Consider the following 26,917-nt stretch of genomic DNA (forward strand, 5'->3'; position numbering starts at 1 on the left):
AAATCTTAGCGGCCGGCCATCACCTGCTTCTGTGCTTAACTCGTTGAGTTGAAAACAAACAGTTGAAGTGAGTGGCTCATGGATTTAGGGATCGATCGACAAGCCCTTGTACCGGTGGTGCAGCAAATCGTCACGGCCGTGGCTCAATGGATTCGTAACAACCAGGTCAGCCCCGGGACACGCTTGCCGTCCGTTCGGCAGTTGGCCCTGGATAACCTGCTCAGCCAGTCCAATGTGATCGAAGCCTTCGAGCGCATGGTCGCTCAAGGCGTGCTGGCGCATCGGCAAGGCGCGGGGTTCGTGGTGGCACAGCCACCGGTCACCACTGAATGCCAATGGTATGAAGGTGCCGAGCTGACGTGGGGCGCGTTTGCCGACAACCCGTTGGGTGAATTGAAGCTGGGCTGCGGCTGGCTGCCGGATGCCTGGCATGAAAGCGATGACATCAGCTACGCGATTCGTGAAGTGACCCGCACCGACACCGCCGGCCTGTTCAACTACAGCACGCCCCTGGGCCTGCCTGCGCTGCGTGAGCAATTGCTCAGGCGCCTGACCCGGATTCACATCGCCACTCGCGTCGATTGCATCCTGACCACTGCCGGCGCCAGCCATGCCCAGGACCTGCTGATACGCGTGCTGCTCAAGGCCGGTGACAGTGTCGTGGTGGAAACGCCCGGATACGGCAACCTCTACCGACAACTGGCCTTCCACGGCGTGCAACTGCTCGAAGTTCCGCGTACCCCAGGCGGGCCGGACATCGCGGCGCTAGAAGCCCTATTGCAGCATCACCGGCCCAAGTGCCTGTTCGTCCACAGCCTGTATCACAACCCCACCGGCTCCAGCCTGTGCCGTGCGGTGGCCGAGCGCTTACTGGAACTGGCCCGCCGCGAGAACTTTCTGATCATTGAAGAGGACGTCTTCGGCGACTTGCAGCACCCCAGCTGCACGCGACTGGCGGCCTTGCCCCACGAGGGGCGGGTGATTTACGTCGCGAGTTTTTCCAAGACCTTGAGCAGCGCTTTGCGCGTGGGCTACCTGTGCGCGAGTGCGACGCTTGTCACCCAACTGGCCAGCCTCAAGACCTTGACGGGCTTGGGCACTTCGCGGTTTGCCGAAGCGGTGGTGGGCACTCTGCTGGCCAATGGCACGTACCGCAAATGGGTGCAGCGCCTGCGCAAGCGTCTGAGCGCGGAGATGGCCGCCACACTGCAGGTGCTCGAAGACGAAGAGTGGGAGGTGTTCGCGGTGCCCGCCGGCGGCATGTTCGTATGGGCGCGGCCCGGTGCGGCGGACCACTCGCGGCTGCAGGCGTGCGCGCGTCGGCTCGGCGTGTTGCTCTCGCCTGGGGCACTGTTCAACCCCACGGGCGAATACAGTGAGTGGCTGCGCATCAATGTGGCCTATGCTGCTGATCAGCGGGCGCTGGCGTTGCTGCGCGCCATGGGGCCCGCCAGATCGACCTCGACGGTTCTGAAAACGACGGGTTTGTAGCTTTTTGCCATTATTGCGGCGTCAGTGACTTGTGTTCAGGCCTCAGTCGTTGCGACTCTCGCTTCCAGTCAACCGGGCTTGATGGCATCTGCCATTGCAAGAGGATCACGTGCAATGATTTCGGGCGTGCAACGACGTTTCGCCAACCTGGGCATGGCGAAAAAGCTAGGCTTGGGTTTCATCCTGGTACTGCTGCTGACGGCGGTGGTGGCAGCCATTGGCGTGTGGTCGCTGCAAACCGTCGGGCAACGTTTCGAGGGGCTGAAGGCTATGTCTTCGCTCAACAGCGGTTTGCTCAAGGTGCGCTTGATCGAACAGGACTACGCCTTGCATGCCGACCCCAAAGCGGTCGACGCGTTGCATGAGGCCGTGGATGCGCTGGCCGCTCAGGCAACCAGTCTTAAAGCTCAATCCGCCGCCAACGTGCCGGCCATGACCGACGTCGAGCAGGCACTGGCGGCGTATCGCAAGGCGTTTGACGAATTTGTCGAGCTGACCCAGGCCAAGGACCTGGCGCTGGAAATGGCGAGTTGGTCGGTGTCCAGCGTCGCCAATAACCTGGATGTGCTGCAGGCCGGCCTGGCCGATGACGGCGCTTATGGGCTCAAGGAAAGCCAGGGCAAGGAGGGCGCCGAATTCATCGAGCAGGCGGGGCAGGTCAGCCAGGTGTCGCGCCTGATGCTGCAAGCCATGAACGAAGCCCATGTGCGCCTGGACCAGAGTCGTAAAGTCGACGAAGACAACACCGAGCAAGGCAAGATCGAGCAGGCCGATCAGGCACTGGCCCAGGCCGAGCAATTGAAGGCTTCGGTCAAGGACCCGGGTTACCAGACCGTACTCGGCGAAGTCTCGGGGCATATCGCCGCCTTCACTGAAAAACTTGGCGAGTACACCGGCCTGCTGGCTCAGGAAAAGACGGTCTACAAGCAACTGCATGATCGTGCGGAGCAAGTGGTCAGTCGGGTCGACCAGGCCTATGGTGCCGAGGACGTGTCGATGCAGGCGCAGTTGAAGAAAAGCGCGCTGCTGATCATCGGCTCGTCGGCCTTGGCGTTGCTGGTGGGGTTGGTGGCCGCCTGGGTGATTACCCGCTTGATCGTGGCGCCTCTGCGCAGCGCGATCGCGGTGGCACAGCGCATCGCCGACGGCGATTTGAGCGGTCGAATGGAGGTCGACCGCCGCGATGAAATCGGCCAACTGATGCAGGCCATGCAACAGATGAGCAGTGGGTTGAGCCACATGGTCAGTGGGCTGCAGGCTGGTATCGAACAATTGGCCAGCTCCGCGCATTCGTTGTCCAGCGTTACCGAACAGACCAACATCGAGGTCAGCAGCCAGAAGGAAGAAACCGAGCAGGTTGCCACGGCGATGAACCAGATGACCGCTACCGTGCATGATGTGGCACGCAACGCCGAAGAGGCAGCGCAGGCTGCCCAGACCGCTGATGAAAAAGTCGACAGTGGGCAGCAGGTGGTGCGCCAGAGTTTGCAGCGCATCGAATTACTGGCCACCTCCAGTACCGGCGCCAGCGCCAGCATCGAAAGCCTGAGTGCAGAGATCCAGCACATCGGCACAGTGTTGAGTGTGATCAAAAGTGTGGCCGAGCAGACCAACCTGCTGGCGTTGAACGCCGCCATCGAGGCCGCGCGCGCGGGCGAACAGGGCCGGGGGTTCGCGGTGGTGGCCGACGAAGTACGGGCGCTGGCCAAGCGTACACAGCAATCGACGGAAGAGATCGAGCGGCTGGTCAGCACCTTGCGCAGCGCCGCGCAGGCATCGGTGCAGCAGATTCAACACAGTGGCGAGTTGGTGAAGCTGGCGGTCAGCGATGCGTTGGAAACCGAAAGCGCCCTGGGCAGCATCGCGGTGGCGGTGTCGCTGATCCAGCAGATGAACCAGCAGATCGCCGCCGCCGCCGAGCAGCAGAGCTCGGTGGCCGAAGAGATCAACCGCAGTGTCACCAGCATTCGTGCGAGTGCCGATCAATCGGCGTTGAGCATGCAGGGTAACGCCGCGTCGAGCATCCAGTTGGCGCGGTTGGGCGCCGAACTCAAGGGGATGGTCGGGCACTTTCGGCTTTGATCGCGGCCACGGCCACGATCAAAGCCAAGGGCACTCAGGCGTGGTTGGCGAGGAAGGTCAGCAGCGCTTCGTTGACGAACTCCGGGTTTTCCCGCGAAGAGATATGCCCGGCGTGCGGAATCAGGATCACGCTGCAACCGATCAGATCGGCCATTTCTTCAGACTCCGCCGGGGGGCGCGGCGTGTCCTGCTCACCACACATGACCAGCGTGGTGTCACTGTCCAGCTGCGGTAACTGGCTGAGAATATCCTCGCGACTGAAGATCGCTCGACCCAGCGGCACGATGCTGTCCAGCAGGCGCTCCCTGGGAAACGTTTGCAGCGACTCGCGAAAATTGCGGTACAGCGCTGATTCGCGATCGATACCCGGACGGAAGAAGATCGGTGCGATTACATCCAGCAACGGCTCGGGAATGGCGCCGGCTTCTTCGATCATCTTGAACAACGAGAAATAGTATTGGCGCGTGGCCTCGGGCTCGGCGCCCAGGTAGGTGTCCATCAGCACCAGGCTGTTGACGCGCTCAGGGGCCAGCAATGCCAGGCGCGCGCCCCACATGCCGCCGACCGACAGGCCCGCCAGGTTGACGCGTGGGATGTCCAGGTGGTCCAGCAGTGCCAAGCCCTGGCGCGCGAGGTCGTCGAGGGAATGGGTTTGAGAGGGCAATGGCCCGGAATCGCCATGGCCCCATAGCTCGGGCACGATCACGCGGTACTGTTGCGACAGGGCTTCGATCTGCGGCGCCCACATGTCGAGGCTCCACAGGTAACTGGACCCCAGCAGGACGACGGGCCCCGAGCCCTGGTCGAGATAATGCAGCGCTTGTCCATCAATCACGGCAACAGGCATAGCAGGCCTCTAACTTCGTGGAGTGAGGGGCACTTTTTTACGCGAGTCAGGGGTGCAGGGATAGATGCAAAGTGATGGCATCTGGCGAACAGGCGTTCGCCAGGCGGGGAGGGGAGATCAGTCGTAGATGACTTTCTTTTTCCACTCGGCATCGGCGTCGACCACTTTCAAGCCTTCGGTCAATTCATTGACCTCGTCTTCGGCGGGCTTGCTATTGGTCAGCACGGTGGAGTTGGCGCGGGCCAGCTGCGATTCCAGCATCTGCAGCTGTGCGCTGTAGAACGCCGGTTCCGGCTGTTTGCGCAGGTACTGCACGCCACGCTCGAAGGCCAGGCGCGCCTGGCCCGGCTGGCCTTGCTGCAGGGCATGCTGGCCGAGGTTATTGAAGAATTCGATGTGCAGCAGCACCAGAATGTGGCGGATTTCCCTGATCCAGTGCTTGGCTTCACTGGCCGGCAGGTAGCCGTCCTGAGCGGCGCGAGTGACCTGGCCGTGCAGGGCCTCGAGCAGGAAGCGGACATCCTTGGCCTTGGCTTCGGTCTGGATCGGCGCGGGCGGGTTATTGACCGGAATGGATTCGCCCTGGGCTACCAGTGCACTCAACTCGGCGATGCGTGCCTTGAGCGCTGCATTGGTTTTGTTGAGGTTCAACAAGCGCTGGTTGACGTTGAGCTCCAGGCGGGTGAGCAGCAGTTTGAGCGCCGGATTCATCAACTGGCCAGGGAACGTCTCAGTGATCTCACCGCAACGACGCAGACGATCATTGAGTTCGATCTCGACGCGCTTCTTTTCCAGCTTGTTGTTTTCCACCACGTGGTTCATATAGCCAATGGCGATCAGTATTGCGATCCCGGCTATTACCAGCAGGGTGATCATGAGTGGTGTCACCGGTGTGACCTCTTTATAGGGTTTACAGTGGAGTGTAGTGACTGGACCTTGCGGCGGATAGGTCTTATCGACCAGTTGTCGCCTCGTTCCCTGGATGAGTGCTTCCTATATAGATGGATGCTCGCCGCATGGATGCACATTGCCATCATTTGTTCAGGTGAACTATAGCGTTTTGTCGAACGCCAGAATATAGGCGTCAAGGCACGGACGCGCCAAATCCCCTCGCGGGGCGCTAAAGGGGGGCGAAGTCATTGATTTAAATAAATTTATGCTTGGGGGTTGACGACCTTTCAATCCATCCATAGAATGCGCGCCACTTACAGCGTAAAGCACACAGCGATACGCGGTAGGGAGTGAATGTTGTACGTGTGTCCCCTTCGTCTAGTGGCCTAGGACACCGCCCTTTCACGGCGGTAACAGGGGTTCGAGTCCCCTAGGGGACGCCAATGCGGGAATAGCTCAGTTGGTAGAGCACGACCTTGCCAAGGTCGGGGTCGCGAGTTCGAGTCTCGTTTCCCGCTCCAATTTTTAAGCAGTGTTGCCCTCGGGTGGCACTGAGTGAAACCAGGACCGATCTTCGGATGCGGCCTCTGGGCACTGGAACACACACCATGTGTTTCAGTAGCGTGTCCCCTTCGTCTAGTGGCCTAGGACACCGCCCTTTCACGGCGGTAACAGGGGTTCGAGTCCCCTAGGGGACGCCATTTGCGGGAATAGCTCAGTTGGTAGAGCACGACCTTGCCAAGGTCGGGGTCGCGAGTTCGAGTCTCGTTTCCCGCTCCATATTCAACAAAAACGCCGATCAGCGATGATCGGCGTTTTTGTGTGCGCTTGATTTTTACTCAGTCTGAAAAGCCCGCCAATACACGGCGGGCTTTTTGCTGTCAGAGCTTAGGCAACTGCCCGACGCGGCCCATCATTTCGGTCACGATCTGCAAGTCCAGCAAGAACTGATCGACCGTCTTGAATTCGTTGTCGGTGTGCCCTGTGTATTTAACTTCCGGACGCGCCAGGCCGAATTGCACGCCGTTGGGCAACTCATGCACCGAGGTCGCGCCGGCCGACGTGCCGAATTTGTGCTCCATGCCCAGGTTTTCAGTGGCGACCGCCAGCAGCGCTTTCACCCATTCGCCTTCCGGGTTGCGGTACATCGGCTCGGCAATCGAATAAGTGAAATCCACCGCGACGTTACTGGTCTTGTCCCAGGCGCTCAGTTTGTCGGCGATTTGTTTTTTCAGCGTTTCTGGTGACTTGCCCTTCGGCACGCGCAGGTTCACCGCCAGTTTGAAGGCTTTTTCATCCTGGCCGACAAACGTCAGCGAGGTAGTCAACGGACCCATAAAGTCGTCTGCGAAGCCGACGCCCAATTTGCCGCCCAAGTAATCCAGGCCCCAATTGTCGGACGCATAGTGCGCAGCATCGGTGATGTGGTTGTGCTTGAGGGCAATCTTGCCGTCGACGCTGTGGATCAGCTCCAGCATGCGCGCCACCGGGTTGACGCCCGACTCCGGCTCGGACGAGTGCGCCGACACGCCGGTGACGGTCAGTTTCACATCCTTGCCCTCGACCTTGGCGGCCACCTCGAAGTCGCCGCCGTTGCGCTTGGCATACTCCGCGCCGGCTTTCTGCAGGCTCGCCGCCAGTTCGGCAGGCTGGTCGGTGACCAGCGTGGCAACCGACGCCGACGGAATCTGGTTGGTGGCCATGCCGCCGGTCATCGCGATGATTTCCGCGCCGTTGCCTTCGCCTTTGCGACGCGGGAAAGACGCCATAACCGTGCCGTAGCCTTTCTCGGCAATCACCACCGGGTAACCGCCATCCAGCGCCAGGTTGTACTGCGGGGTCGGGTTGTGTTCGAAGTAATACGGGATGGCGTCGCCGGAGGTCTCCTCGGTGGTGTCCACCAACAGTTTAAAGTGGCGTGCCAGCGGCAGCTTCTCTTCCTTGATCACCTTCATGGCATACATCGCCACCACAATCCCGTTCTTATCATCCTCGGTGCCGCGGCCATACATGCGGTCGCCGATCAGCGTGACTTTGAACGGGTCGAGCTTGGTGCCATCTTTGAGCACCCAATTTTCCGGAGTCACCGGCACCACGTCGGCGTGGGCATGGATGCCGACTACTTCATCGCCGCTGCCTTCCAAAGAAATTTCGTATACGCGGTTGTCGACGTTACGGAAATTCAGATTGAAGGCTTTGGCCAGGGCCTGGATCTTATCGGCGATTTTGAGGAATTCCGGGTTCTTGTACTGCGGCACACCGTCGACGTTGAACGTTGGGATTTCCACCAGCTCGCGCAGCGTCTCCAGCGCGGCCTTGCCGTATTTGACCCTGGTGTAAATACCCAGCAAACGGTTGATTTCGTTCTGCTGGTCGGCACTCAGGGTTTTGTTGGAGAGAAAGGCGTTGATTGCCGGGCCTACATCGGCGGTTTTACCCACATCGCCCTTGGCCAGGGTGGCGAGGAAACCGCGGAAATCGCTGGCCGGCGTTTCGCCGAATTGCTTGAGAATCGCCGTGCTTTGCTCAGCGGTGATGTTCGCGAAAGCGGGTGTGGTAACGGCCGTAAGGCTGGCCGCGAACAGACTGGCAGCCACGATTTGCTTGAGTGGAAAGTGCATGGAAAGTCGCATTCCTTTGCAGGTAGTGAGTAGGAAGTTTCTGATCAATGTGTCAGAAACATTTCCACACACTACCACCACTCAGGTGCTGCCGGTCAATGCTGGCCAGGATGCGGCTCGGGGTATTCATCGGTAGCGTTGAGGGCTCTGGCATAGGGTCCGTCCCACAATTGCCGGTGCAAATCCCCTACGCGCCTGGCCATCGCTTCGTTGCGCATCACCACCTCCAGGTTGCGCGAATTATCCAGATAGCCGCCCAGCCAATTGCTGGTGCCCACCCACGCGACCTGCCCATCGATCTCCAGGGTCTTGCTGTGGATCACCCGTGCATAGGGGATAAATCCTTCTTTGGCCTGGGGCAGTGTGACGATTTTGACCTGCACATTGGGCAGCACTGCCAGGCTTTTCAGATAGGGCAGTTCCAGCGCGTCGGTGTTCCAGTCGGACACCATCAGCTTGATCGCCACGCCACGTGCTGCGGCGGCGCGCAGGGCGTTGTCGATGACTGCGTAATAGGGGCGCGTGTTGTCCGGCCCGTAGGACAGCGGTGCGTAGTCGAGCAATTGCACGCGTATCTCTTTTTTCGCCTCCGCCAGCAGACGCGGCAGTTCCAGTTGGGAGTCACCCACTCCGGGCGGGTTGTAACGTTGCGGGCTGGCAACCAGGTAGTTACCCGTACGCGCCGGCAGCTGGCCGGTCGCCGGCAGTGGCACCGTCCGGTGTTCGGCCAGTGCCTGCTGGGCTTGCCAATCCTGATCGAAAATCGCCTGTACCTGGCCCACCACCGTGGCATCGCTGATGCGCAAGCCCGTTTCATGGATATGTTCCAGGGAGCGCCAGTCGAAATTCTGGCTGCCGACAAACGCTTGTTGACCGTCCACGATCATGTACTTGGCGTGGATGATGCCGCCACTCACTTGCGCGTAAGGCAGTACGCGGAACGTCAGGTTGGGGATGGCGCGCAAGCGCTGCAGTGTGGCGGCGTCCGACAAACGCAGACCCTTTTCTTCCAGCAGAAAACGTATTTTCACACCGCGTTTGCCGGCTGCTTCCAGGCGTTCGATCACGCGATCCATCACGGAGCCCGGATGATCGACGGCATAGAACTGGCCGATATCGATGCGGCTCCTGGCACCGTCGAACAGTTCGATCCACACCGGCCCGGGCTCGCGCAGATCGTCGGTACCCAGGGTTGTGTCCACCGGCACGGTGTGCACCAGTTCGAAGCCCGGAATCGAAAAGTCCGCCTGGGCCAGCGGACTGATCAGTACGCCGGCCAGGCCCATGATGCGCAATTTCAAGAAAACAGACATTCAGGACCTCTGTGGCAAAAGAACGGCGGGCGCATCAAGCGCCCGCCGGGAACCTCAGGCCGTGCGGGTGTGCAACGGCGCCGGTACCAGGTGCGGTGCTTCGTTCTGCACGCGGGCGCCGGTGGCGGCGCGGATCAGCAGGATTTTCAGTTGGTCGTTGATGCGTTCCAGGCTGTCCTGGAAGAAGTTGTGGAACACCACGCAGAACAGCGCAATGGCGATCCCCAAACCTGTCGCGAACAGGGCCGTGCCGATGCCGCCGGAAATCTGCCCCGGGTCCGACACACCCGCCGTGGCCAACGCCTTGAAGGTGTCGATGATACCGAGGATGGTACCCAGCAACCCCAGCAGCGGCGCGGCGGTGGTGATGGTTTCGATAATCCACAGGCTGCGGGCCAGGGGCGCGCGGGTGCTTAAATATTGGGTTTCGATCACATCGTCCAGGTCTTTGCGCGAGCCGTGGGAGGCTTTTTGCGCCAGCACCGGCAGCACCATGTTCAGGGGCAGGCTGGGGCGACGGGTCAACGCCTGGGGCAGGTCGCGTTCGCTGTGCACTTGAGCGCCCAGCGCTTGGTTCAACGCGCGCGCCTGGCGCCGCACATAGGCGAAGTAGATGCCGCGTTCGATGGTGATGAAGATGGCTATCGCCATCGCGGCGTACATCACATAGAAGGTGATGTCGTGGAGCAGATTCATGTCCATGTTCGCTTACCTCGCAATTAGAAATTGGCTTCCAGGGAGACCGTCACGGTGCGTTCCAGGCCCACGATGTAGGCCGGGTCGCCGTCACGGAAACCGCTGTAGCTGGCGGCGTTGGTCTTGGTGGTGTAGACGCCGTCCAGGTACTTCTTGTCGAACAGGTTGTCGACGTTCAGGCGCAGGGTTGCGTCCTTCACCACTTTCTTGTCCACCGGCAGGTAGATGCCGGCACCGGCGTTGAACACGGTACGGCCGGAGATGGCTTCGTCGTTGGTCAGGTCGCCGTAGAGCTTGCTGGTGTATTTGCCGCCGAAGGTGCCGTAGTAGCGGCCATCGTCATAACCGATGTTGGCCGCCAGCATGTTCTTCGGCACGTTGGCGAACTGCTTGCCGCTGGTGGGCAGCAGGATGGCTGTGCCGGCGTTATAGACGGTGAGATCGTCCTGTTGCTCGGCCTTGGTGTAGGTGTAGGAGGTGTAGTAGTTGAAGTGGTTCGGCAGCAGGCCGCTCCATTCCAGTTCCAGGCCACTGTTGTTGACGGAGCCGGCGTTGATGTCGGCGAAATCGCCGTTGATGTCCTTGGAAGAGACCTGGCGATCCTTGAACTGCATATAAAACAGCGTGGCGGCCACGGTCATGTCTTCATCGGTGTAGCGCCAGCCCAATTCGTGGTTCCAGCTGGTTTCCGGCTTGGCGTCGATCGAACCGGCGCCTTTGTCATACAGCACGTAGTTCTGCGGAATGCGCATGTTGCGCGAGAGGCTGTAGAACAGCTGGTCACGCTCATCCAACTGGTATTTGAGGCCGGCGTTGGGCAGCAGTTTGTTATACGTCTGGCTGCGTTTTTCCGCCTGCTCGGTAAGGCTGCCGTGGTTGGTGCCGTCACGCTTGACGTTCATGTAGGCCAGGCCGGCCACCAGGGTCCAGTCCGGGTTGATGTACCAAGTGTCCTGGGCCCAGACCTTCTGCGCCGGGGTCACGGTGAATCGGTCGCGACCCTGCACGGTGTTGCCGTTTGGCATCCACCACGGCGTCGCCGTCCGGCCAGGTGTCGCTGGGTTTACCGCTGTTTTTCAGGGCAATGAACGGCTGGGTCTGGCTCTGGCGTGCGCGCTCGTACCAGTAACCGAATTGCAGGCTGTGTTCTTCCAGGTCCCAGTTCAGTTTGGTGGTGATGCCCGGACGCCAGGTCTGCGTACGCGAAGGGCGGTAGTAGACGCCGGTGGTGGACGAACCGTCGGCGTTGTACTGGGCGGCGGTAGGTAAGTTGCTCAGGTCGAACACACCGCCCACGTTGGAGCCGCGGTTGAGTGCATAACTGGATGAGCCGACGCCGCTGCCGTTGCCCCAGTAGTAGTACGGGATCACCGACAGGGCGAGGTTGTCGGCCAGTTTGAATTGGGTGTTGAGCACGCCGGTAAAGGTCTGGAATGGGTTCTGCGCCAGCGCGTAATAGCTGTTGACCTTGCCATTGCTGCCCACGGCCGGCGTGGCGGGGTAGGGGTCGAACTTGCGACCGTTCTGCTGGAACTGGCTCTTGGTCAACTGGCTGTAACTGTTGTTGTCCTGCTCGTGGTACTTGAGGATCAGGTTGGCGGTGTTGCCTTCGCCGGCGTCGAAAAAGCTGTTCCACTCCACCTTGTCCGCGCGCACGGCGCCGGAGCCACGCCACATGTCGCCTTCGGTATGCGAGGCCGACAGCCAGTTGCTCAGGCCGTTGACTTCGCCGGTGTTCAGTCGCGCGAAAGTCTTGCGGGTGGCGTTGCTGCCGATGATCTGTTTGACGAACGCGCCGGTTTCCTTGGTTGGGCGAATGGTCACGATGCCGATATTACCGCCGCTGGAACCGATGTGCGGACCGTCCGCTTCCGCCGATCCCTGGGTGACGAAGATCTGCTCGATGTTTTCCGGATCGCCCAGCAGGTTGGAATACAGCGCGTAGTTGCCTGAGTCGTTGATCGGCATGCCGTCCACCGACATGCCCACCTGGTCGGAGTTGAGCCCGCGCATGGTGAAGCGAAAGCCCGACAGACCGGTGGCGTCTTCGCTGGAGATGTTCAGGCCCGGGGTGTATTTGAGCTTGTCCACGGCGTTACCGGTGGCGGTCTGTTTATCCAGCGCTTCCTTGGTTACCGTGGAGCGGCCCTTGATGCTTTCTTCCTGCACCATATAGCCGCCGCCCGCCGTGGCCTTGCCTTGCACGCCGATGGTACCGACGTCGCTGTCGCGGGTGTCGGCCATGACCATGCCATGTCCCATGCTTGCGGCAACGAGTGCCAGATGAATCCGTGTGAACCTCATCAGTGTCGTCCTGGTGTCGGGTGCTTATTGCACGCTGTAGTTGAAGGTGGCGGTGAAGCGCTGCTCATTGCGGCCCCCGAAGGCTTGCTCGGGGAACGGCTTGACTTGCTTGATACGCCGCAAGCTGTTGGTGGCGGCCCGGTTGAGCAACATGCTCGACGCCTGGGTCTGCAGGCCGGAATCCAGAACACGGCCCTGGCGATCCACCAGCAGCCAGACCACTACCTCGCCGCTGGGGCGTTCGAGAGACGCCTGGCGGCCGGTGGGGTACTGCTTGTACGTGTCCAGCTCGTTGCGCAGGCCCTTGAGATAGCCACCCTCCAAGGCTTGGCCGTCGACTTTCGGCGGCGCGGGTGGTGCCGGTGCAGCTGCCGCGGGGGCGGTTACCGCTGGCGCCGGTTTGGCGGCGGCAACCGGGGGCGGAGCAGGCGCGGCTTTCGCCACTACCGGTTTGGGCAGCGGTTTGGGCTTGGGCTTGGGTTCGGGTTTTGGCAACGGTTTAGGCGGTGGAGGCGGGGGCGCCGGCTCGGCGTCCGCTTCCTCGATCACCGGCGGTGGCGGCTCAGCCACCGGTTCCGGGATCACTGGCGGCTCTGGCTCCGGTTCGGGTTCGACCAGGGCCAGCTCGACTGCCGACTCGTCATACACCGGCTCGACCTTCAAGGTCTGGGACTGAATACCCAGGGCAATCAGCACCAGGGCGATCACGGCCGGGACACTGCCCAGCAGTTGGCGCGCACGAAACAGAACGTACATAGTCAGGACTTACGCGTGGCAATGGACACGGAGGTGAAGCCACCCAGGCGCAGGGTGTCCATCACCTCCACCAGGCGCGCGACGTCCACGCCCTTGTCACTGTTAACGATGATGGTCGACTTCGCGTCGGGCTTTTGCGCAGCTTTGAGCGCCGGCACCAGGGCATCCACCGCAATGGCCTTGCCGTCGAGTTGCAACTGACCTTCCAGGCCCAGGGTCAGGATGAATTTATTCTGCGGCTTGAGCTGCTGCGAGCTACTGGCGCTGGGGAGTTGAGTCTTCATACCGAGGGCCGGAATCACGTTCAGACTCACGAGTACGAAAAACACCAGGAGGAACATCATCACGTCGATCATCGGGATCAATTCGATGTGCGCCTTGCGTTTTTTCGGTTCGTCCCAGGTTCTCATTCCCTTACCCCGTTATTGAATTAGGGGCGACACGCTAACAAGCAAAAATGACCGAACGGTTAACTTTAATTGACGTTTTGACGGCTCTAGGACGCGTCTTACAGAAGACTTACCGGTCATTTTCAGAGCTTCACAGAATTGAAATACAAGCTGCGCATTCTCAGAAAATTTACATCGAGGGCCTCTGGGAATGAGTAACCAATTGCCACACCTGTCGACCCCGCGCTTACTGTTGCGTGTGCTGAAACCGCACCAGGCCGAGCGGTTGTGCGAGCTGGCCAACGGGCCGAACATCGCCGAGAACACGGCGAGTATCCCGTCGCCCTATACGCTGCAAACCGCGCAGGAATTTATCGAGGGGATGCAGGAAAAATTTCGCGCTACGGGGTTGCTGAGCCTGGGCATGCATCGGCGCGACGACGATGGGTTGATCGGCGTCGTCAGTCTGCGCATCAACACGGCCCACGGGTATGGGCACTTGGGCGGCTGGGTAGCGGCGTCTGAGCGTAACCAAGGGTTTGCGGCTGAGGCTGCCAGCGCGTTGATGGCGTATGGCTTCGAGGCATTGGGACTGCACCGCGTGGGCAGTCAGTGCTTCAGCCGTAATAAAGAATCGGCGCGGGTCATGGAGAAAATCGGCCTGTGCTACGAGGGGTGCCTGCGCGGCGCGTTTCTCAAGAACGGTGTGCATGAAGACATGCTGGTGTTCGCTACCTTGCGCGCTGACTGGGAGGCCAAGGTATGAGTGGCTCGGTCGATCACGGCCGACGTCGGGTGCTGACCGGGCTCGCGGTTGCTACTACATTTTCGATCCTCAGCCCGTATACACGAAGCGCCGGGGTGGATTATCCGTTTACCCTCGGGGTGGCCTCGGGTGACCCGCTGCCGGATGGCTTTGTGATCTGGACGCGGCTGGCCCCGTTGTTCAATGCTGTGGACGGCCGTGGAGGGTTGAGCCGCGCGGTACCGGTACGTTGGCGAGTGGCCAGCGATGCCGCGATGACGCGCATTGTGCGGCAAGGCGAGGTCATGACCAGCGAACGGTTTGCGCATTCGGTGCATGTGGAGGTCGCCGGGCTGCAGGCGGGGCGACCGTACTGGTATCAGTTCGAAGGGCTGGGGGCGCAAAGCCCGGTTGGGCAGGCGCGGACCGCCCCGCCGGTGCAGGCAATGACGTCGGCGCGTGTGGGATTTGTCTCGTGCTCCCATTGGGAGCGTGGCTATTTCAGTGCGTATCGCCACTTGGCCGCCGAGCAGCCGGACCTGGTGTTTTTCCTGGGCGACTATATCTACGACAGTTCCTACGCGCCGGACTCTGGCAAGGTGTTTCGCGCCCATGGCAGCGGTAATGCGGTAAGCCTCAGTGATTATCGCAACCGCTACGCGTTGTACAAAACCGACCCTGACCTGCAGGCCTTGCACGCCGCCGCGCCCAGCGTCGCCACCTGGGACGATCACGAGGTGCAGAACGACTACGCCAACCGTTGGTCCCAGGACCCGAAGATTGCGCTGGAGCAATTTCTGCAGCAGCGGGCGGCGGCCTACCAGGCGTATTACGAACATATGCCATTGCGTACCAGCAGCCTGCCCAGGGGCGCCGACATGCGCATATATAGGCGCCTGGACTACGGGCGACTGGCACGTTTCCATGTGCTCGATGGCCGGCAATACCGCTCCGAGCAGCCCTGTGTGCTGGCCAATGGCAGTCATCAGGGCCGGGTAGTGACCAATCCGTGCAGCGACTTGCGCGATCCCGGTCGCACAATGCTGGGTTGGCAGCAAGAGGCGTGGCTGGATCAGGGCTTTGCCCAATCCCGGGCGCAGTGGAACGTGATTGCCCAGGATCTGCTGGTGGCCCCCTTGATCCAGCGCGACCTGACTAACCACAAGCCGGGGCGCTGGACCGATGGTTGGGACGGTTACATGGCCAACCGCTCAAGGATGCTGGCGTCTATCCAGCGCCACCGCGTGAACAATCCGGTGTTTTGGGGTGGTGATATCCATTCGTTCTGGGCCAACGACCTGCACGTCGATGGCAACGACCCGGATTCGCCGGTGGTTGCCACCGAATTCGTCGGCACCTCGGTGACGTCCGATGGCCCGCCGTACGAGGCGTTCAGCAAGATCCTGCCTATGAACCCTCATGTGAAATTTTTCGACAGTCGCCAGCGCGGCTACGTTTCGGTGGAGGTCCAGGAGCGGCAGATGCTCACGCACCTGCGCGTGATCAGCGACCCGCGCGATCCGGCGGCAACGGTGTCGACCCTCAAATCGTTCGCGGTGGAACCGGGGCGGGCAGGGGCGATCGCGGTTTGAAGGGTGTCACGCAAGAGCGCCGCTTGAGGCGGCATGTGCAGCACGCGCGTTAATCCAGGGTGTAACGTACTGACAGCGCGCCCTTTTTCTCGGACAGGGCGAGGATCTTCACTTGGCCCAATTCGCTCAATGTCTGCACATGCGTGCCGCCGCAGGCGTAGGCGGGCAGTTCGCCGAAGCCGACTTCGCGGGTGCCGTTGTCCACGACCATATGACGGGGATAGTCGGCGGCGATCCACTCGCTGAGTTGCTGTTGAATCGCTTCGGCCTGCATGGCTTGCGCCGCTTCGCCCCGGATAAACGTCACTTTGCCTTCGCCCGGCCAGTGGTGGGCTTTGATCGGCATCCAACCCAGGGTTTCGCCGACGTTGCCGATCAGGTGACCGGCCGAATGCAGACGCGTGTGCAGGGCGCGGCGCTGTTCATCGACCTTTGCGGTGATTGGACCCGTCTCCACAGGGCGGTCGACATAATGCACCACGCGCCCGGCCTCCTGGGTGACACGCAGCACGTGGCTTTCGCCGAGCCAGCCGGTGTCGAACGGCTGTCCGCCGCCTTGGGGATGGAAGAGGGTCGATTGCAGGATCACCGCGAAGTGATTTTCGTGGGGCGTGCAGCTCAACACTTCAAGCTCGGCGCTCAGGTGGTCGTGGGTAAAAAACAGGCGTTCGGTCATCATCTGCATCCGCATCAAGGTTCTGCTGACAGTATAAATACCGCAGGAATGGGTGATAATCCGTTCAATTATCAATGGACCTGTGCGTCATGAGCATTAATCTTCCGTTGCCCCTGTTGGGTGAAATGGCGATGTTCGTCAAAGTGGTAGAGGCCGGCAGCTTTTCCGAAGCGGCACGCCAACTGAGCGTTTCGCCCTCGGCGGTGAGCCGAAGTATTTCGCGCCTTGAACAGGCACTGGCGACCCGCCTGCTGCAACGCACTACGCGCAAGCTGCGCCTGAGCGAAGGCGGTGAAGAAGTATTCAAGCGCTGCCAGGAGATGGTCAACGCGGCGCGCTCGGTGATGGAGATCAGTGGCCAGTTCACCCATGAGGCCGAAGGGCTGGTGCGGGTCAGCGTACCCAAGGCGGTGGGTCGGTTTGTCGTGCATCCGCACATGCCGGAATTTTTGCGACGCTATCCCCAGGTAGATGTGCAACTGATCCTTGAGGATCGGCATGTGGACCTGATCGATGACAACGTCGACCTGAGTATCCGCATTACCGACAGCCCGCCGCCGGGGCTGGTGGGCCGGCAGTTGTTGCCGATAGAACATTTGCTCTGTGCGACACCGCAGTATCTGGCCGAGCACGGTACGCCGGGCCACCCCCATGATCTGGCGGCGCATAGCTGCATTTATCTGGGGGAAACCCCTGCTGACTCACGCTGGAAATTTCGCCGGGGCACCAAGGCCGTGACCGTTGCGGTGCGCGGGCGCTATGCGGCGAACCACACCGGCGTGCGTCTGGATGCGGTGTTGCAGCATGTGGGTATTGGCAGCCTGCCGTATTTCACGGCGCGCCATGCCTTGGAGGAGGGGCATCTGGTGCAGGTGTTGCCAGGGTGGGATTTTATTGCGTCGTACCACGGCGAGGCGTGGCTGCTGCATTCGCCGACGCGCTATTTGCCACCCAAACTGCGTGTATTTATTGATTATCTGGTGGCGTGCATGGCCAAGGAGCCGACCCTGAAAAAACGTTAGGAGCGAGCGGGCTCGCTCCTGGAAAGGTCAGTGCTTGCTTTGGTCTTCCGGCATGGCCAGCAGTTGTTTTTCCTGGTTCCAATCGAACGGCTCATCGTTCTGCTCGGCTTCGTAGCGACGTTCTTCCAGCGCTTGGTAGAGGTCCAGTTCTTCGTCGGGCATGAAGTGCAGGCAATCGCCGCCGAAGAACCACAGCAGGTCGCGCGGTACGAGGTGGGCAATTTGCGGGTAACGCAGGATGACCTGACTCATCAGGTCCTGGCCCAGGTACTGGCTTTCGATCGGGTCGATGGGCAGCAGGGCGCGCAATTCGTCGAAGCGCTCCAGGAACAGGGCGTGACTTTCCTCGGGCACTTGTTCGGCTTCGCCGACAGCAACCAGGATGCTGCGCAGGTGGTCGAGCAAGACAAGATGATCGGCAACGACGTTGGACACGAGATAAGTCCTCAAAGCAAAAACGGGCGCGAGAGTATATAGCTCATGCGCCCGTAATTATATGACCGCTCGTATCAGCGGACTTTGCCCTCGGCCTGGGCCAGTTCTTCCTTGCTGAAATCATCCACATCGATCACCTTGCGGCGTGCCGCTTCGGCGTCGCGCAGTGTTTGCGCTTCAGCCGCTTGCAACACGCCGGCATTGAGTGCCGCGTCGATGGCGTGCTCGCCGGCAGCCGGCTTGAGCTGGCCGCTTTTGAGCGCGGTGTGCAGTTTCTTTTGCAACGGGTGGCTGGCGCTCAGCAGGTCGTAGGCGTGTTGCAGGGCGCCCACCGGATCTTCCGCCGATTGCGGGCGATAGCAGCCGGCCAGCAATTCTTCCAGGGTCGGGTCGCCTTTGGCGCGGCCGATCACTGCGGCCACCTCGGCATCCAGTGCATCCGATGGGCCGGTATGGCGGCGCCCGAACGGGAATACAATCACCCGCAGCAGGCCGCCCAGTACCTTGTTCGGGAAATTGCTGAGCAATTCATCCAGGGCGCGCTCCGACTCACCGAGGCTTTCTTCCATGGCCCACGCGAACAGCGGTTGCAGGTGGTCCGGCGAGTCCAGGTCGTGGTAACGCTTGAGCGCAGCCGATGCCAGGTACATGTGACTCAGCACATCCCCCAGACGCGCCGACAAGCGTTCGCGACGTTTCAATTCACCCCCCAGCAGCATCATGCTCAGGTCGGCGAGCAGGGCGAAGGCGGCAGCCTGGCGGTTCAAGGCACGGAAGTAGCCCTGGCTCAGACGGTTACCCGGCGCTTTTTCGAAATGGCCGATACCCAGGTTCAGCACCAGCGTACTGGCGGCGTTGCTGACGGCGAAGCCGATGTGCTGCATCAGCAGGCTGTCGAACTCCTTGAGTGCCTGGTCTTTGTCTTCACGTCCGGCCAGCGCCATTTCCTTGAGCACGAACGGGTGGCAGCGGATGGCGCCCTGACCGAAGATCATCAGGTTGCGCGACAGGATGTTTGCGCCCTCAACGGTGATGAAGATCGGCGCGCCTTGCCAACTGCGGCCCAGGTAGTTGTTCGGGCCCATGATGATGCCCTTGCCGCCGTGCACATCCATGGCGTGGCCGATGCATTCACGACCACGTTCGGTGAGGTGATACTTGAGGATGGCTGACAGCACCGAGGGTTTCTCGCCCAGGTCGACCGCGTTGGCGGTCAGCATCCGCGCGCTGTCCATCAGCCAGGCATTGCCGCCGATGCGGGCCAGGGCTTCCTGGATGCCCTCGAAGGCCGACAGCGGCACGTTGAACTGTTCGCGCACCTGAGCATACTGGCCGGTCACCAGGCTGGTGAACTTCGCCGCGCCTGTACCCACCGCCGGCAGCGAAATCGAACGGCCTACCGACAGGCAGTTCATCAGCATCATCCAACCCTTGCCGAGCATTTCCTGACCGCCGATGAGGTAGCTCAGGGGGATAAACACGTCCTTGCCGGAGTTGGGGCCGTTCATGAACGCTGCACCCAAAGGCAAATGGCGACGACCGATTTCAACACCGGGAGTGTCGGTGGGAATCAGGGCCAGGCTGATGCCCAGGTCTTCTTCCGCGCCCAACAGGTGGTCGGGGTCGTACGCCTTGAACGCCAGCCCCAGCAGGGTCGCGACCGGGCCAAGGGTGATGTAGCGTTTTTCCCAGTTCAGACGCAGACCGATGGTTTCCTGGCCTTCCCATTCACCTTTGCAGATCACGCCGGTATCGGGCATGGCGCCGGCGTCGGAACCGGCCAGCGGTCCGGTCAGGGCGAAGCACGGGATATCGTCGCCTCGCGCCAGGCGCGGCAGGTAGTGGTTGCGTTGTTCATCGGTGCCGTAATGCAGCAGCAATTCGGCGGGGCCGAGGGAGTTGGGCACCATCACGGTGGACGCCAGATCGCCACTGCGGGTGGCGAGCTTCATCGCGACCTGGGAATGGGCGTAGGCCGAAAAACCCTTGCCGCCGTATTCCTTGGGAATGATCAGGGCAAAGAAACCGTGAGTCTTGATGTGCTCCCAGGCGGCGGGCGGCAGGTCCATGGCCTGGCCGATTTCCCAGTCGCTGACCATTGCACAGAGTTCTTCGGTGGGACCGTCGATAAAGGCCTGCTCTTCTTCGGTCAACTGCACCTTGGGGTAGGCCAGCAATTTGTCCCAGTCGGGACGCCCGCTGAACAGCTCGCCGTCCCACCATACGGTGCCTGCGTCGATCGCGTCGCGCTCGGTTTCGGACATCGGCGGCAGCACTTTCTGGAACCAGCTGAACAGCGGCTTGGTGAAATATTGGCGACGCAGGTCGGGTAGCAGCAGCGGCGCCGCGACCACGGCCAGCAGCACCCAAAGGATCACCAGCAACCAGCCTGGTGCGTGGCTCCAGGCGCCCATCGCCAGCAGGTAAACGGCGACCACGCCCAGAGCGGGCAGGGGCGCGGTGCGGCGGTGTGCCAGGTAGGCGATGCCGACCACCAGAACCAGTATCCACAACAACAGCATATTCAATCCTCCGTGAAACCAGGGCGAAACCACCAGGGAGCTTAGTCGGCATCCGAGAAAGCGCGGTGGTCAGGGTGTAACGAGTTGTGCTGAAAGCACCCTGCGGCGGGCGCCGACATTTGGCCGAATCGTCGTTATCCGTGGGCTGGGCCTGTGGTTAAACTCCAGGCTTGCCTCGGAGATCAAACATCATGAATGCGTACTTGAGTCCCAGCCGCTTCATCGATAGTGACCACCCTGCCGTGGTGGAGTTCGCGGTAAAACATCGCGGAACCAGCGCGGATTTAAATGACCAGGCGGTCAGCCTTTACTACGCGGTGCGTGAGCAGATTCGCTACAACCCTTATACCTTCAGCCGCGATCCGCGCACCCTCAGTGCCAGCTTCGCCCTGGCCAGCCGTGAGAGTTACTGCGTGCCCAAGGCCACTTTGCTCGCCGCCTGCGCCCGGCATTGCGGCATCCCCGCACGCATCGGCCTGGCGGACGTGCGCAATCACCTGTCGACCCCACGTCTGATCGCGTTGCTCAAGAGTGACGTGTTCGCCATGCACGGGTACACCGAGTTGTACCTGCACGGTCGCTGGGTCAAGGCGACGCCGGCGTTCAACGCCCAGTTGTGCGAACTGTTCGATGTGCCGCCGCTGGCGTTCGACGGCATCAATGACAGCGTTTTCCAGGCCTACAATCGCCAGGGCCAGCGGTCGATGGAGTATCTGGTCGACCATGGGCAGTTTGTGGATGTGCCCGAGGAATTTTTCTTCGCCCACCTGCAGAAATGTTACCCGCACCTGTTTGACGATGCGCCGCCTCCCTTGCTGGGCGACCTGCGGACGGATTTAAGCCGCCTGTGAACCGGCGTATGCTGCTGCGTCCACCCATCCACGAAGGCGCGGTCATGCTGAAAATCTGGGGTCGTAAAAATTCATCGAATGTCAGGAAGGCACTGTGGTGCGCCGAGGAGCTCGGCCTGGAGTATGAAGCCATTGATGCAGGCGGGGCTTTCGGCGTGGTCGACACGCCGCAGTATCGGGCGCTGAACCCCAACGGCCGAGTGCCGATGATCGAAGACGGTGACTTCGTGCTGTGGGAGTCCAACACCATCGTGCGCTACCTGTGCGCCAAGCACGGGGCGAGCTGGTATCCGACCGATCTTCAGGCCCGCGCCAACGCGGAAAAGTGGATGGACTGGACCACCTCAACCCTCGCCGAGCCATTCAAAGCAGTGTTCTGGGGCATCGTGCGCACGCCGGCGGAGCAACGGAACTGGGACGCCATCAATGCCGGGCGCAACGCCTGCATCGACGCGCTCGGTATGGTGGACAAGGCCGTGGCCGAACAACCCTACCTGTCCGGCAACGCCATCGGCATGGGCGACATTCCCTTGGGCAGCTTTATCTACGCGTGGTTTGAAATGCCCATCGAACGGCCTGCCATGCCCCATCTGGAGGCGTGGTACCAGCGTTTGCAGCAACGCCCGGCCTACCGAAAAGCGGTTATGACCGCGTTGACTTAATACCCACTATTAATACGGGTGACTGTACTTGTACGGCGCGGCCAAGCACCATGCCTGTCCTGCGCCGTCGTTGAACTAAGGGCGGCGTGCCCTCATCTACTCTTTCTATTCCCTTCTCTGGTGCGTAATCCGATATGAGTTCCGCTCTGTCCATCCGGCAGCTAACCAAAACCTACGGCAACGGTTTCCAGGCCCTGAGTGGTATCGATCTGGACGTTGCCGAAGGTGATTTCTTCGCCTTGCTCGGCCCCAACGGTGCCGGCAAATCCACCACCATCGGTATCCTGTCCACCCTGGTTAACAAGACCAGCGGCACGGTAAATATCTTCGGCCATGACCTGGACAAATCCCCGGCGGCGCTCAAGCGTTCCATCGGCGTGGTGCCCCAGGAATTCAACTTCAACCAGTTCGAAAAGACCTTCGATATTGTCGTGACCCAGGCGGGCTACTACGGTATTCCAGCGAAAATCGCCAAGGAACGCGCCGAGCAGTACCTCACGCAATTGGGCCTGTGGGACAAGCGCGACGTGCCTTCGCGCTCGTTGTCAGGCGGCATGAAGCGGCGCCTGATGATCGCCCGCGCACTGGTGCACGAGCCGCGCCTGCTCATTCTCGACGAGCCTACCGCCGGCGTGGACATCGAGCTGCGACGTTCGATGTGGACCTTTCTCACCGAGCTGAACGAGAAGGGCATCACCATCATTCTCACCACGCATTACCTGGAAGAGGCCGAGCAGTTGTGCCGCAACATCGGCATCATCGACCACGGCACCATTGTTGAGAACACCAGCATGCGCAACCTGCTTGGCCAGTTGCATGTGGAAACGTTTCTGCTGGACCTGAAGAACACACTGACGACCGCGCCGCAGTTGCTAGGCTACCCCAGCCGCCTGGTAGACAGCCGCACCCTGGAAGTCCAGGTGGATAAAGCCATGGGTATCACCGCGCTGTTCGGCCAATTGGCCACCCAGAACATCGAGGTGCTGAGCCTGCGTAATAAAACCAATCGCCTCGAGGAGTTGTTCGTGTCCCTGGTGGAGAAAAATCTGGCGAAGGTGGCGGTATGAGTTCCGAACTGCAACCCAACCTCGTCGCGCTGCAGACCATCGTCTATCGCGAAGTGAAGCGCTTTACCCGGATCTGGCCGCAGACGTTGCTGCCGCCGGCGATCACCATGGTCTTGTACTTTGTGATCTTCGGGAACCTGATCGGCCGCCAGATTGGCGACATGGGTGGCTTTACCTACATGGAGTACATCGTGCCTGGCCTGATCATGATGTCGGTGATCACCAACTCCTACGGCAACGTGGTCTCGAGTTTCTTCGGCAGCAAATTCCAGCGCTCCATCGAGGAGCTGATGGTGTCGCCAGTGTCGCCGCACACCATCCTGATCGGCTACACCCTCGGTGGTGTGCTGCGCGGCTTGATGGTCGGGGTGATCGTAACGCTACTGTCGCTGTTCTTCACTCACTTGCAGGTCCATCACCTCGGGGTGACGATTCTGGTGGTGGTGCTGACGGCGACTATCTTCTCGCTGCTAGGCTTTATCAACGCCGTGTTTGCACGCAACTTCGATGACATCTCGATCATCCCGACCTTCGTGCTGACGCCACTGACCTACTTGGGCGGAGTGTTCTACTCCATCAGCCTGCTGCCGCCGTTCTGGCAGACCGTGTCGCTGGCCAACCCGGTGCTGCATATGGTCAATGCCTTCCGCTACGGCATCCTCGGCGTGTCGGATATCAAGATCAGCGTGGCGATTACCTTCATGGTCGTGGCCACCGTGGTCCTGTATATCGGTTGTGCGCGGCTGCTGGTGAGTGGGCGCGGGATGCGCACCTGAGCCCCTGTGGGGGGGGGTAAGCTCCCTCCCACCTTTAGTTTTGCGTCACGCCTTCAGTGCCAGCTCGATCAACGCGTGCAGCTCTGCAACTGTCAAAGGCGTGTTCGAAAACAGAATGCGAAACACCGTGGGCGCGGCCAGAAGGTTGATCAAGCGGTCCACGCTTGGCGCCGTGTCGGCAGGGTAGCGGTCAACAATCGCCTGCAGCTGCGCGCTCAGAATGCTCACGCAATAGCCTGGGGTCTGGCTGCACTGCACATCGCGCATCATCATGCGCCCCGGCTCCGAATTCATTTCATCCAGATATTGCTCGGCCCAGGCCCGCAGGTCACCGCGCAGGCTGCCGGTGTCGGCCGGCTCGCTGTCCGGTCGCATGCGCGCCAGGGCCACGTCGGCGAGCAGGGCGCCGAGGTCTCCCCAGCGTCGGTAGATGGTCGACGGGGTTACCCCGGCGCGCGCAGCAATCATCGGCACTGTCACGCTGGAACGCGCATGCTCTTCCAGCAGTTCACGCACCGCGCTATGTACCGACGCTTGTACCCGGGCACTGCGGCCTCCCGGGCGTAGGCCTTCTTTAATCACCATGGGCGTGACCTTAACACAAAGAATTTGCTTTAAGCGCCAACGGATAGCACACTCCACAAAAGCAAAATATTAGCTTTAACGGAGCGTGCGCATGTCCAGCCTTACTTCCCATCGTCCCAGCCTGGTGTTTCTGGCGATCACCTTGCTGACGTTTCTTGCCGCGTCCAGCGCGCCGACGCCGTTGTACCACCTGTATCAGCAACAATTGGATTTCTCCCCGGGCATGCTCACGCTGATCTTCGGCGTGTACGCCCTGAGCTTGTTGGCGGCGCTGCTGACGGTGGGCTCACTGTCGGACTACCTGGGGCGCAAGCCGATTATTTTCGCTGCGCTGATTCTGGAAATGCTGGCGATGCTGCTGTTTATCAATGAAAGCAGCGTGGCCTGGCTGATCGCTGCGCGCACGTTGCAAGGCTTTGCCACCGGCATGGCCACCGCCGTGCTCGGTGCGGCGCTGCTGGATACCGATCGCGAGCACGGCCCACTGATCAACAGCCTTGCGCCTTTGCTGGGTATGGCCTGTGGTGCGATGGGCTGCAGCCTGCTGGTGGAGTACGCGCCGTCCCCGACCCGGTTGATTTACTGGGTGCTGTTCGGCGGCCTGCTGTTGCAGGCCTTGGCGGTATGGCGCCTGCCGGAAACGGTCAGTCGTATTCCAGGAGCACTGGCGTCGTTGTGGCCAACCTTGCATGTGCCTGCCCAGGCCCGCCGCGCGCTGTGGATCGCGTTGCCGGTGGATATCGCGGTATGGGCCATGGGCGGTTTTTATTTGTCCCTGGCGCCGTCATTAGTGCGCGCGACGACCGGCTCGACATCGAACCTGATCGGGGGAGCGCTGGTGGCGGTGCTGACCGTCAGCGGAGCGTTGATGATTTATGGTCTGCGCTATCGCGCCGCGCATAAGGTTCTGCGCCTGGGCGCAATGCTGTTGGCCATGGGCGTGGCGCTGATCCTCGGGGCCGTGCACACCGCCAGCCTGGCGCTGTTCTTCATCGCCACCCTGATCGCCGGCAGCGGGTTCGGCGCCGGGTTCCTGGGCGCTGTGCGCAGCGTGGTGCCACTGGCGTTGCCCCATGAACGGGCCGGCCTGATGTCGGCATTTTACGTGCTCAGTTATTTGGCTTTCTGCATACCCGCGCTGTTGGCCGGCACACTGACGCGCACGTTCGGTCTGATTGCCACCACGGATGGGTATGGCGCCTTATTGATCGTGCTGGCCCTGAGCGCCTTGCTGGCGCTGCTGCTGCAAGGTCGCGCCATGACCAGAGCAATGTCCAGCCCCACCAAGTGCGTGCGATGAATTGAACACAGTCTGCCGTCGTTATCTGCAAAACAGATAACAGTTAGAGATATTACCCGTTATATAGATATTCGATCAGGTTCTACCATGGTCTCACCCTCATACGAGGAAGAGGATTTCACCATGACCTGTTCCGCTGTTCCCAGTTACAAACCCTTCAGTCACCTGACCCGGCCTCGGGAAGTGATTCGCCAGTTCACGCCCAACTGGTTCGCCGCAACCATGGGCACCGGCGTGCTCGCCCTGGCCCTGGCCCAATTGCCGGTGGCACTGCCGGGCATGCATGCCCTGGCCGAAACGCTGTGGTTGTTCACCATCGTCTTGTTCATAGTGTTCAGCGGCTTGTACGCCGCGCGCTGGGTGATGTTTTTTCACGAGGCGCGGCGGATCTTCGGGCACTCCACGGTTTCGATGTTCTTCGGCACCATTCCGATGGGCCTGGCCACGATCATCAACGGTCTGCTGCTGTTCGGTCTGCCGCGTTGGGGCAATGCCGTGGTGCCGTGGGCCGAGGTGCTGTGGTGGTTGGATGTGGCCATGGCCCTGGCCTGCGGCGTGCTGATCCCGTTCATGATGTTCACGCGCCAAGAGCACAGCATCGACCAGATGACCGCCGTGTGGCTGCTGCCCGTTGTCGCCGCCGAGGTCGCCGCCGCCAGTGGTGGGCTGTTGGCGCCGCACCTGGTCGACGCCCATGGGCAACTGGTGATGCTGGTGACCAGCTATGTGTTATGGGCATTTTCCCTGCCGGTGGCGTTCAGCATTCTGACCATCCTGATGCTGCGCATGGCCTTGCACAAACTGCCCCACGCCAATATGGCCGCGTCAAGTTGGCTGGCCCTTGGCCCCATCGGCACCGGTGCTCTCGGCATGTTGCTGCTGGGAGGCGATGCACCGGCTATCTTCGCCGCCAACGGCGTGCCTGGCATCGGCGACATTGCCAACGGCCTGGGCCTGGTGGGCGGTGTCACGCTGTGGGGTTTCGGCTTGTGGTGGATGCTGATTGCGGTGTTGATCACACTGCGCTACCTGCGCGCAGGAATCCCCTTCAACCTGGGCTGGTGGGGCTTTACCTTTCCCCTGGGCGTGTACGCGTTGACCACGCTCAAACTGGCAAGCGTGTTGCACCTGGCGTTCTTCAACGTGGTGGGCAGCGTGTTGGTGGCGGCGCTGGCGTTGATGTGGTTGATCGTGGCCAGACGCACCGTTGCCGGCGCCTATAGAGGTGAGCTTTTTGTTTCACCGTGCATTGCAGGATTAGGGAATAAGTAAGCAGGATTAGGTAAAGTCGTAG

General features: G+C 61.0%; 22 protein-coding genes, 4 tRNA genes and 2 pseudogenes. 16 read left to right on the top strand and 12 right to left on the bottom strand.

The annotated features are described in order from the left end of the window. Window positions 1-78: 78 nt before the first annotated feature. From PSH94_RS09160 to PSH94_RS26045, 3 genes and pseudogenes are all read left to right on the top strand, one after another. On the top strand, window positions 79-1,491 hold the full coding sequence (locus PSH94_RS09160; protein ID WP_305437184.1) for a PLP-dependent aminotransferase family protein: 1,413 nt from the start codon (window positions 79-81) through the stop codon (window positions 1,489-1,491). A gap of 996 nt (window positions 1,492-2,487) precedes the next feature. Next, window positions 2,488-2,664: pseudogene (locus PSH94_RS26040) on the top strand (HAMP domain-containing protein); the annotation flags it as partial. A gap of 204 nt (window positions 2,665-2,868) precedes the next feature. Then, window positions 2,869-3,573, top strand: coding sequence for a methyl-accepting chemotaxis protein (locus PSH94_RS26045; RefSeq protein WP_370694767.1), 705 nt, complete (start codon window positions 2,869-2,871; stop codon window positions 3,571-3,573). A gap of 34 nt (window positions 3,574-3,607) precedes the next feature. Here PSH94_RS26045 and PSH94_RS09170 read toward each other — a convergent pair whose 3' ends face one another. Together PSH94_RS09170 and PSH94_RS09175 are read right to left on the bottom strand one after the other, a co-directional pair. Beyond that, on the bottom strand, window positions 3,608-4,420 hold the full coding sequence (locus PSH94_RS09170; RefSeq protein ID WP_285428999.1) for an alpha/beta fold hydrolase: 813 nt from the start codon (window positions 4,418-4,420) through the stop codon (window positions 3,608-3,610). A 117-nt stretch (window positions 4,421-4,537) separates the two neighbouring features. Then, window positions 4,538-5,308 carry a hypothetical protein gene (locus PSH94_RS09175; protein ID WP_181079941.1) on the bottom strand — a complete coding sequence of 257 codons (771 nt, stop codon included), beginning with the start codon at window positions 5,306-5,308 and terminating at the stop codon, window positions 4,538-4,540. A gap of 370 nt (window positions 5,309-5,678) precedes the next feature. Between PSH94_RS09175 and PSH94_RS09180 the strand changes: the two genes are divergently transcribed. From PSH94_RS09180 to PSH94_RS09195, 4 genes are all read left to right on the top strand, one after another. After that, window positions 5,679-5,754: transfer RNA gene (locus tag PSH94_RS09180), tRNA-Glu, on the top strand. A 2-nt stretch (window positions 5,755-5,756) separates the two neighbouring features. Beyond that, window positions 5,757-5,832, top strand: a tRNA-Gly gene (locus tag PSH94_RS09185). A 104-nt stretch (window positions 5,833-5,936) separates the two neighbouring features. Beyond that, a tRNA-Glu gene (locus PSH94_RS09190) sits at window positions 5,937-6,012 on the top strand. 3 nt (window positions 6,013-6,015) lie between these two features. After that, a tRNA-Gly gene (locus PSH94_RS09195) sits at window positions 6,016-6,091 on the top strand. 101 nt (window positions 6,092-6,192) lie between these two features. Here PSH94_RS09195 and PSH94_RS09200 read toward each other — a convergent pair. From PSH94_RS09200 to PSH94_RS09225, 6 genes and pseudogenes are all read right to left on the bottom strand, one after another. After that, window positions 6,193-7,932 (bottom strand): dipeptidase, encoded by a 1,740-nt coding sequence (locus PSH94_RS09200; protein ID WP_181079940.1) that lies wholly within the window; start codon window positions 7,930-7,932, stop codon window positions 6,193-6,195. Window positions 7,933-8,027: 95 nt separating this feature from the next. Next, window positions 8,028-9,245, bottom strand: coding sequence for a phospholipase D-like domain-containing protein (locus PSH94_RS09205; RefSeq protein WP_305437187.1), 1,218 nt, complete (start codon window positions 9,243-9,245; stop codon window positions 8,028-8,030). A gap of 54 nt (window positions 9,246-9,299) precedes the next feature. Beyond that, window positions 9,300-9,947: a MotA/TolQ/ExbB proton channel family protein gene (locus PSH94_RS09210; RefSeq protein WP_305437189.1), complete on the bottom strand. Its 648-nt coding sequence runs from the start codon at window positions 9,945-9,947 to the stop codon at window positions 9,300-9,302. Between the two features lie 17 nt (window positions 9,948-9,964). Beyond that, window positions 9,965-12,245 (bottom strand): annotated as a pseudogene (locus PSH94_RS09215) (TonB-dependent receptor). A gap of 24 nt (window positions 12,246-12,269) precedes the next feature. Beyond that, window positions 12,270-13,001 (bottom strand): energy transducer TonB, encoded by a 732-nt coding sequence (locus tag PSH94_RS09220; protein ID WP_181079936.1) that lies wholly within the window; start codon window positions 12,999-13,001, stop codon window positions 12,270-12,272. A gap of 2 nt (window positions 13,002-13,003) precedes the next feature. Next, a complete protein-coding gene (locus PSH94_RS09225; RefSeq protein ID WP_181079935.1) occupies window positions 13,004-13,411 on the bottom strand; it encodes a biopolymer transporter ExbD in 408 nt (135 codons plus the stop codon). Between the two features lie 190 nt (window positions 13,412-13,601). On the opposite strand from PSH94_RS09225, the gene PSH94_RS09230 reads away from it, so the two are divergent. Further along, window positions 13,602-14,156 (top strand): GNAT family N-acetyltransferase, encoded by a 555-nt coding sequence (locus PSH94_RS09230; RefSeq protein WP_305437191.1) that lies wholly within the window; start codon window positions 13,602-13,604, stop codon window positions 14,154-14,156. Continuing rightward, complete coding sequence (locus tag PSH94_RS09235; RefSeq protein ID WP_305437193.1) at window positions 14,153-15,727, top strand: alkaline phosphatase; 1,575 nt, start codon at window positions 14,153-14,155, stop codon at window positions 15,725-15,727. Before PSH94_RS09230 ends, PSH94_RS09235 begins: the two co-directional genes overlap by 4 nt. A 49-nt stretch (window positions 15,728-15,776) precedes the next feature. Here PSH94_RS09235 and PSH94_RS09240 read toward each other — a convergent pair whose 3' ends face one another. Beyond that, a complete protein-coding gene (locus PSH94_RS09240) occupies window positions 15,777-16,403 on the bottom strand; it encodes an alanyl-tRNA editing protein (RefSeq protein ID WP_285429006.1) in 627 nt (208 codons plus the stop codon). 89 nt (window positions 16,404-16,492) lie between these two features. Between PSH94_RS09240 and PSH94_RS09245 the strand changes: the two genes are divergently transcribed. Continuing rightward, window positions 16,493-17,425: a LysR family transcriptional regulator gene (locus PSH94_RS09245; RefSeq protein ID WP_181079931.1), complete on the top strand. Its 933-nt coding sequence runs from the start codon at window positions 16,493-16,495 to the stop codon at window positions 17,423-17,425. A gap of 27 nt (window positions 17,426-17,452) precedes the next feature. On the opposite strand, the gene PSH94_RS09250 is transcribed toward PSH94_RS09245, so the two are convergent. Both PSH94_RS09250 and PSH94_RS09255 read right to left on the bottom strand, forming a co-directional pair. After that, complete coding sequence (locus PSH94_RS09250; RefSeq protein WP_266248683.1) at window positions 17,453-17,860, bottom strand: PA2817 family protein; 408 nt, start codon at window positions 17,858-17,860, stop codon at window positions 17,453-17,455. 74 nt (window positions 17,861-17,934) lie between these two features. Further along, a complete protein-coding gene (locus PSH94_RS09255; RefSeq protein ID WP_253511711.1) occupies window positions 17,935-20,382 on the bottom strand; it encodes an acyl-CoA dehydrogenase in 2,448 nt (815 codons plus the stop codon). Between the two features lie 191 nt (window positions 20,383-20,573). Here PSH94_RS09255 and PSH94_RS09260 point away from each other — a divergent pair, with 191 nt between their 5' ends. The 4 genes from PSH94_RS09260 to PSH94_RS09275 all read left to right on the top strand — a co-directional run bounded on the left by PSH94_RS09260 (window position 20,574) and on the right by PSH94_RS09275 (window position 23,738). After that, window positions 20,574-21,233 (top strand): transglutaminase family protein, encoded by a 660-nt coding sequence (locus PSH94_RS09260; protein ID WP_305437196.1) that lies wholly within the window; start codon window positions 20,574-20,576, stop codon window positions 21,231-21,233. Between the two features lie 44 nt (window positions 21,234-21,277). Next, window positions 21,278-21,895 carry a glutathione S-transferase family protein gene (locus PSH94_RS09265; RefSeq protein ID WP_305437197.1) on the top strand — a complete coding sequence of 206 codons (618 nt, stop codon included), beginning with the start codon at window positions 21,278-21,280 and terminating at the stop codon, window positions 21,893-21,895. 134 nt (window positions 21,896-22,029) lie between these two features. Then, on the top strand, window positions 22,030-22,962 hold the full coding sequence (locus tag PSH94_RS09270; protein WP_181079926.1) for an ABC transporter ATP-binding protein: 933 nt from the start codon (window positions 22,030-22,032) through the stop codon (window positions 22,960-22,962). Then, the gene (locus PSH94_RS09275) at window positions 22,959-23,738 is read left to right on the top strand and encodes an ABC transporter permease (RefSeq protein WP_181079925.1); all 780 of its coding nucleotides are present in this window, start codon (window positions 22,959-22,961) and stop codon (window positions 23,736-23,738) included. The genes PSH94_RS09270 and PSH94_RS09275 overlap by 4 nt, the downstream gene beginning before the upstream one ends. A 45-nt stretch (window positions 23,739-23,783) precedes the next feature. Here the strand turns inward: PSH94_RS09275 and PSH94_RS09280 are convergent, their stop codons facing one another. Continuing rightward, complete coding sequence (locus PSH94_RS09280) at window positions 23,784-24,323, bottom strand: TetR/AcrR family transcriptional regulator (RefSeq protein WP_181079924.1); 540 nt, start codon at window positions 24,321-24,323, stop codon at window positions 23,784-23,786. A gap of 91 nt (window positions 24,324-24,414) precedes the next feature. Between PSH94_RS09280 and PSH94_RS09285 the strand changes: the two genes are divergently transcribed. Further along, window positions 24,415-25,623, top strand: a complete 1,209-nt coding sequence (locus PSH94_RS09285) for an MFS transporter (RefSeq protein ID WP_305437200.1) — start codon at window positions 24,415-24,417, stop codon at window positions 25,621-25,623. Window positions 25,624-25,746: 123 nt separating this feature from the next. Beyond that, window positions 25,747-26,895, top strand: coding sequence for a TDT family transporter (locus tag PSH94_RS09290; RefSeq protein ID WP_305437201.1), 1,149 nt, complete (start codon window positions 25,747-25,749; stop codon window positions 26,893-26,895). Window positions 26,896-26,917 lie beyond the last annotated feature (22 nt).

It is taken from the genome of Pseudomonas sp. FP2254 (assembly GCF_030687695.1).
GTDB lineage: Bacteria > Pseudomonadota > Gammaproteobacteria > Pseudomonadales > Pseudomonadaceae > Aquipseudomonas > Aquipseudomonas quebecensis.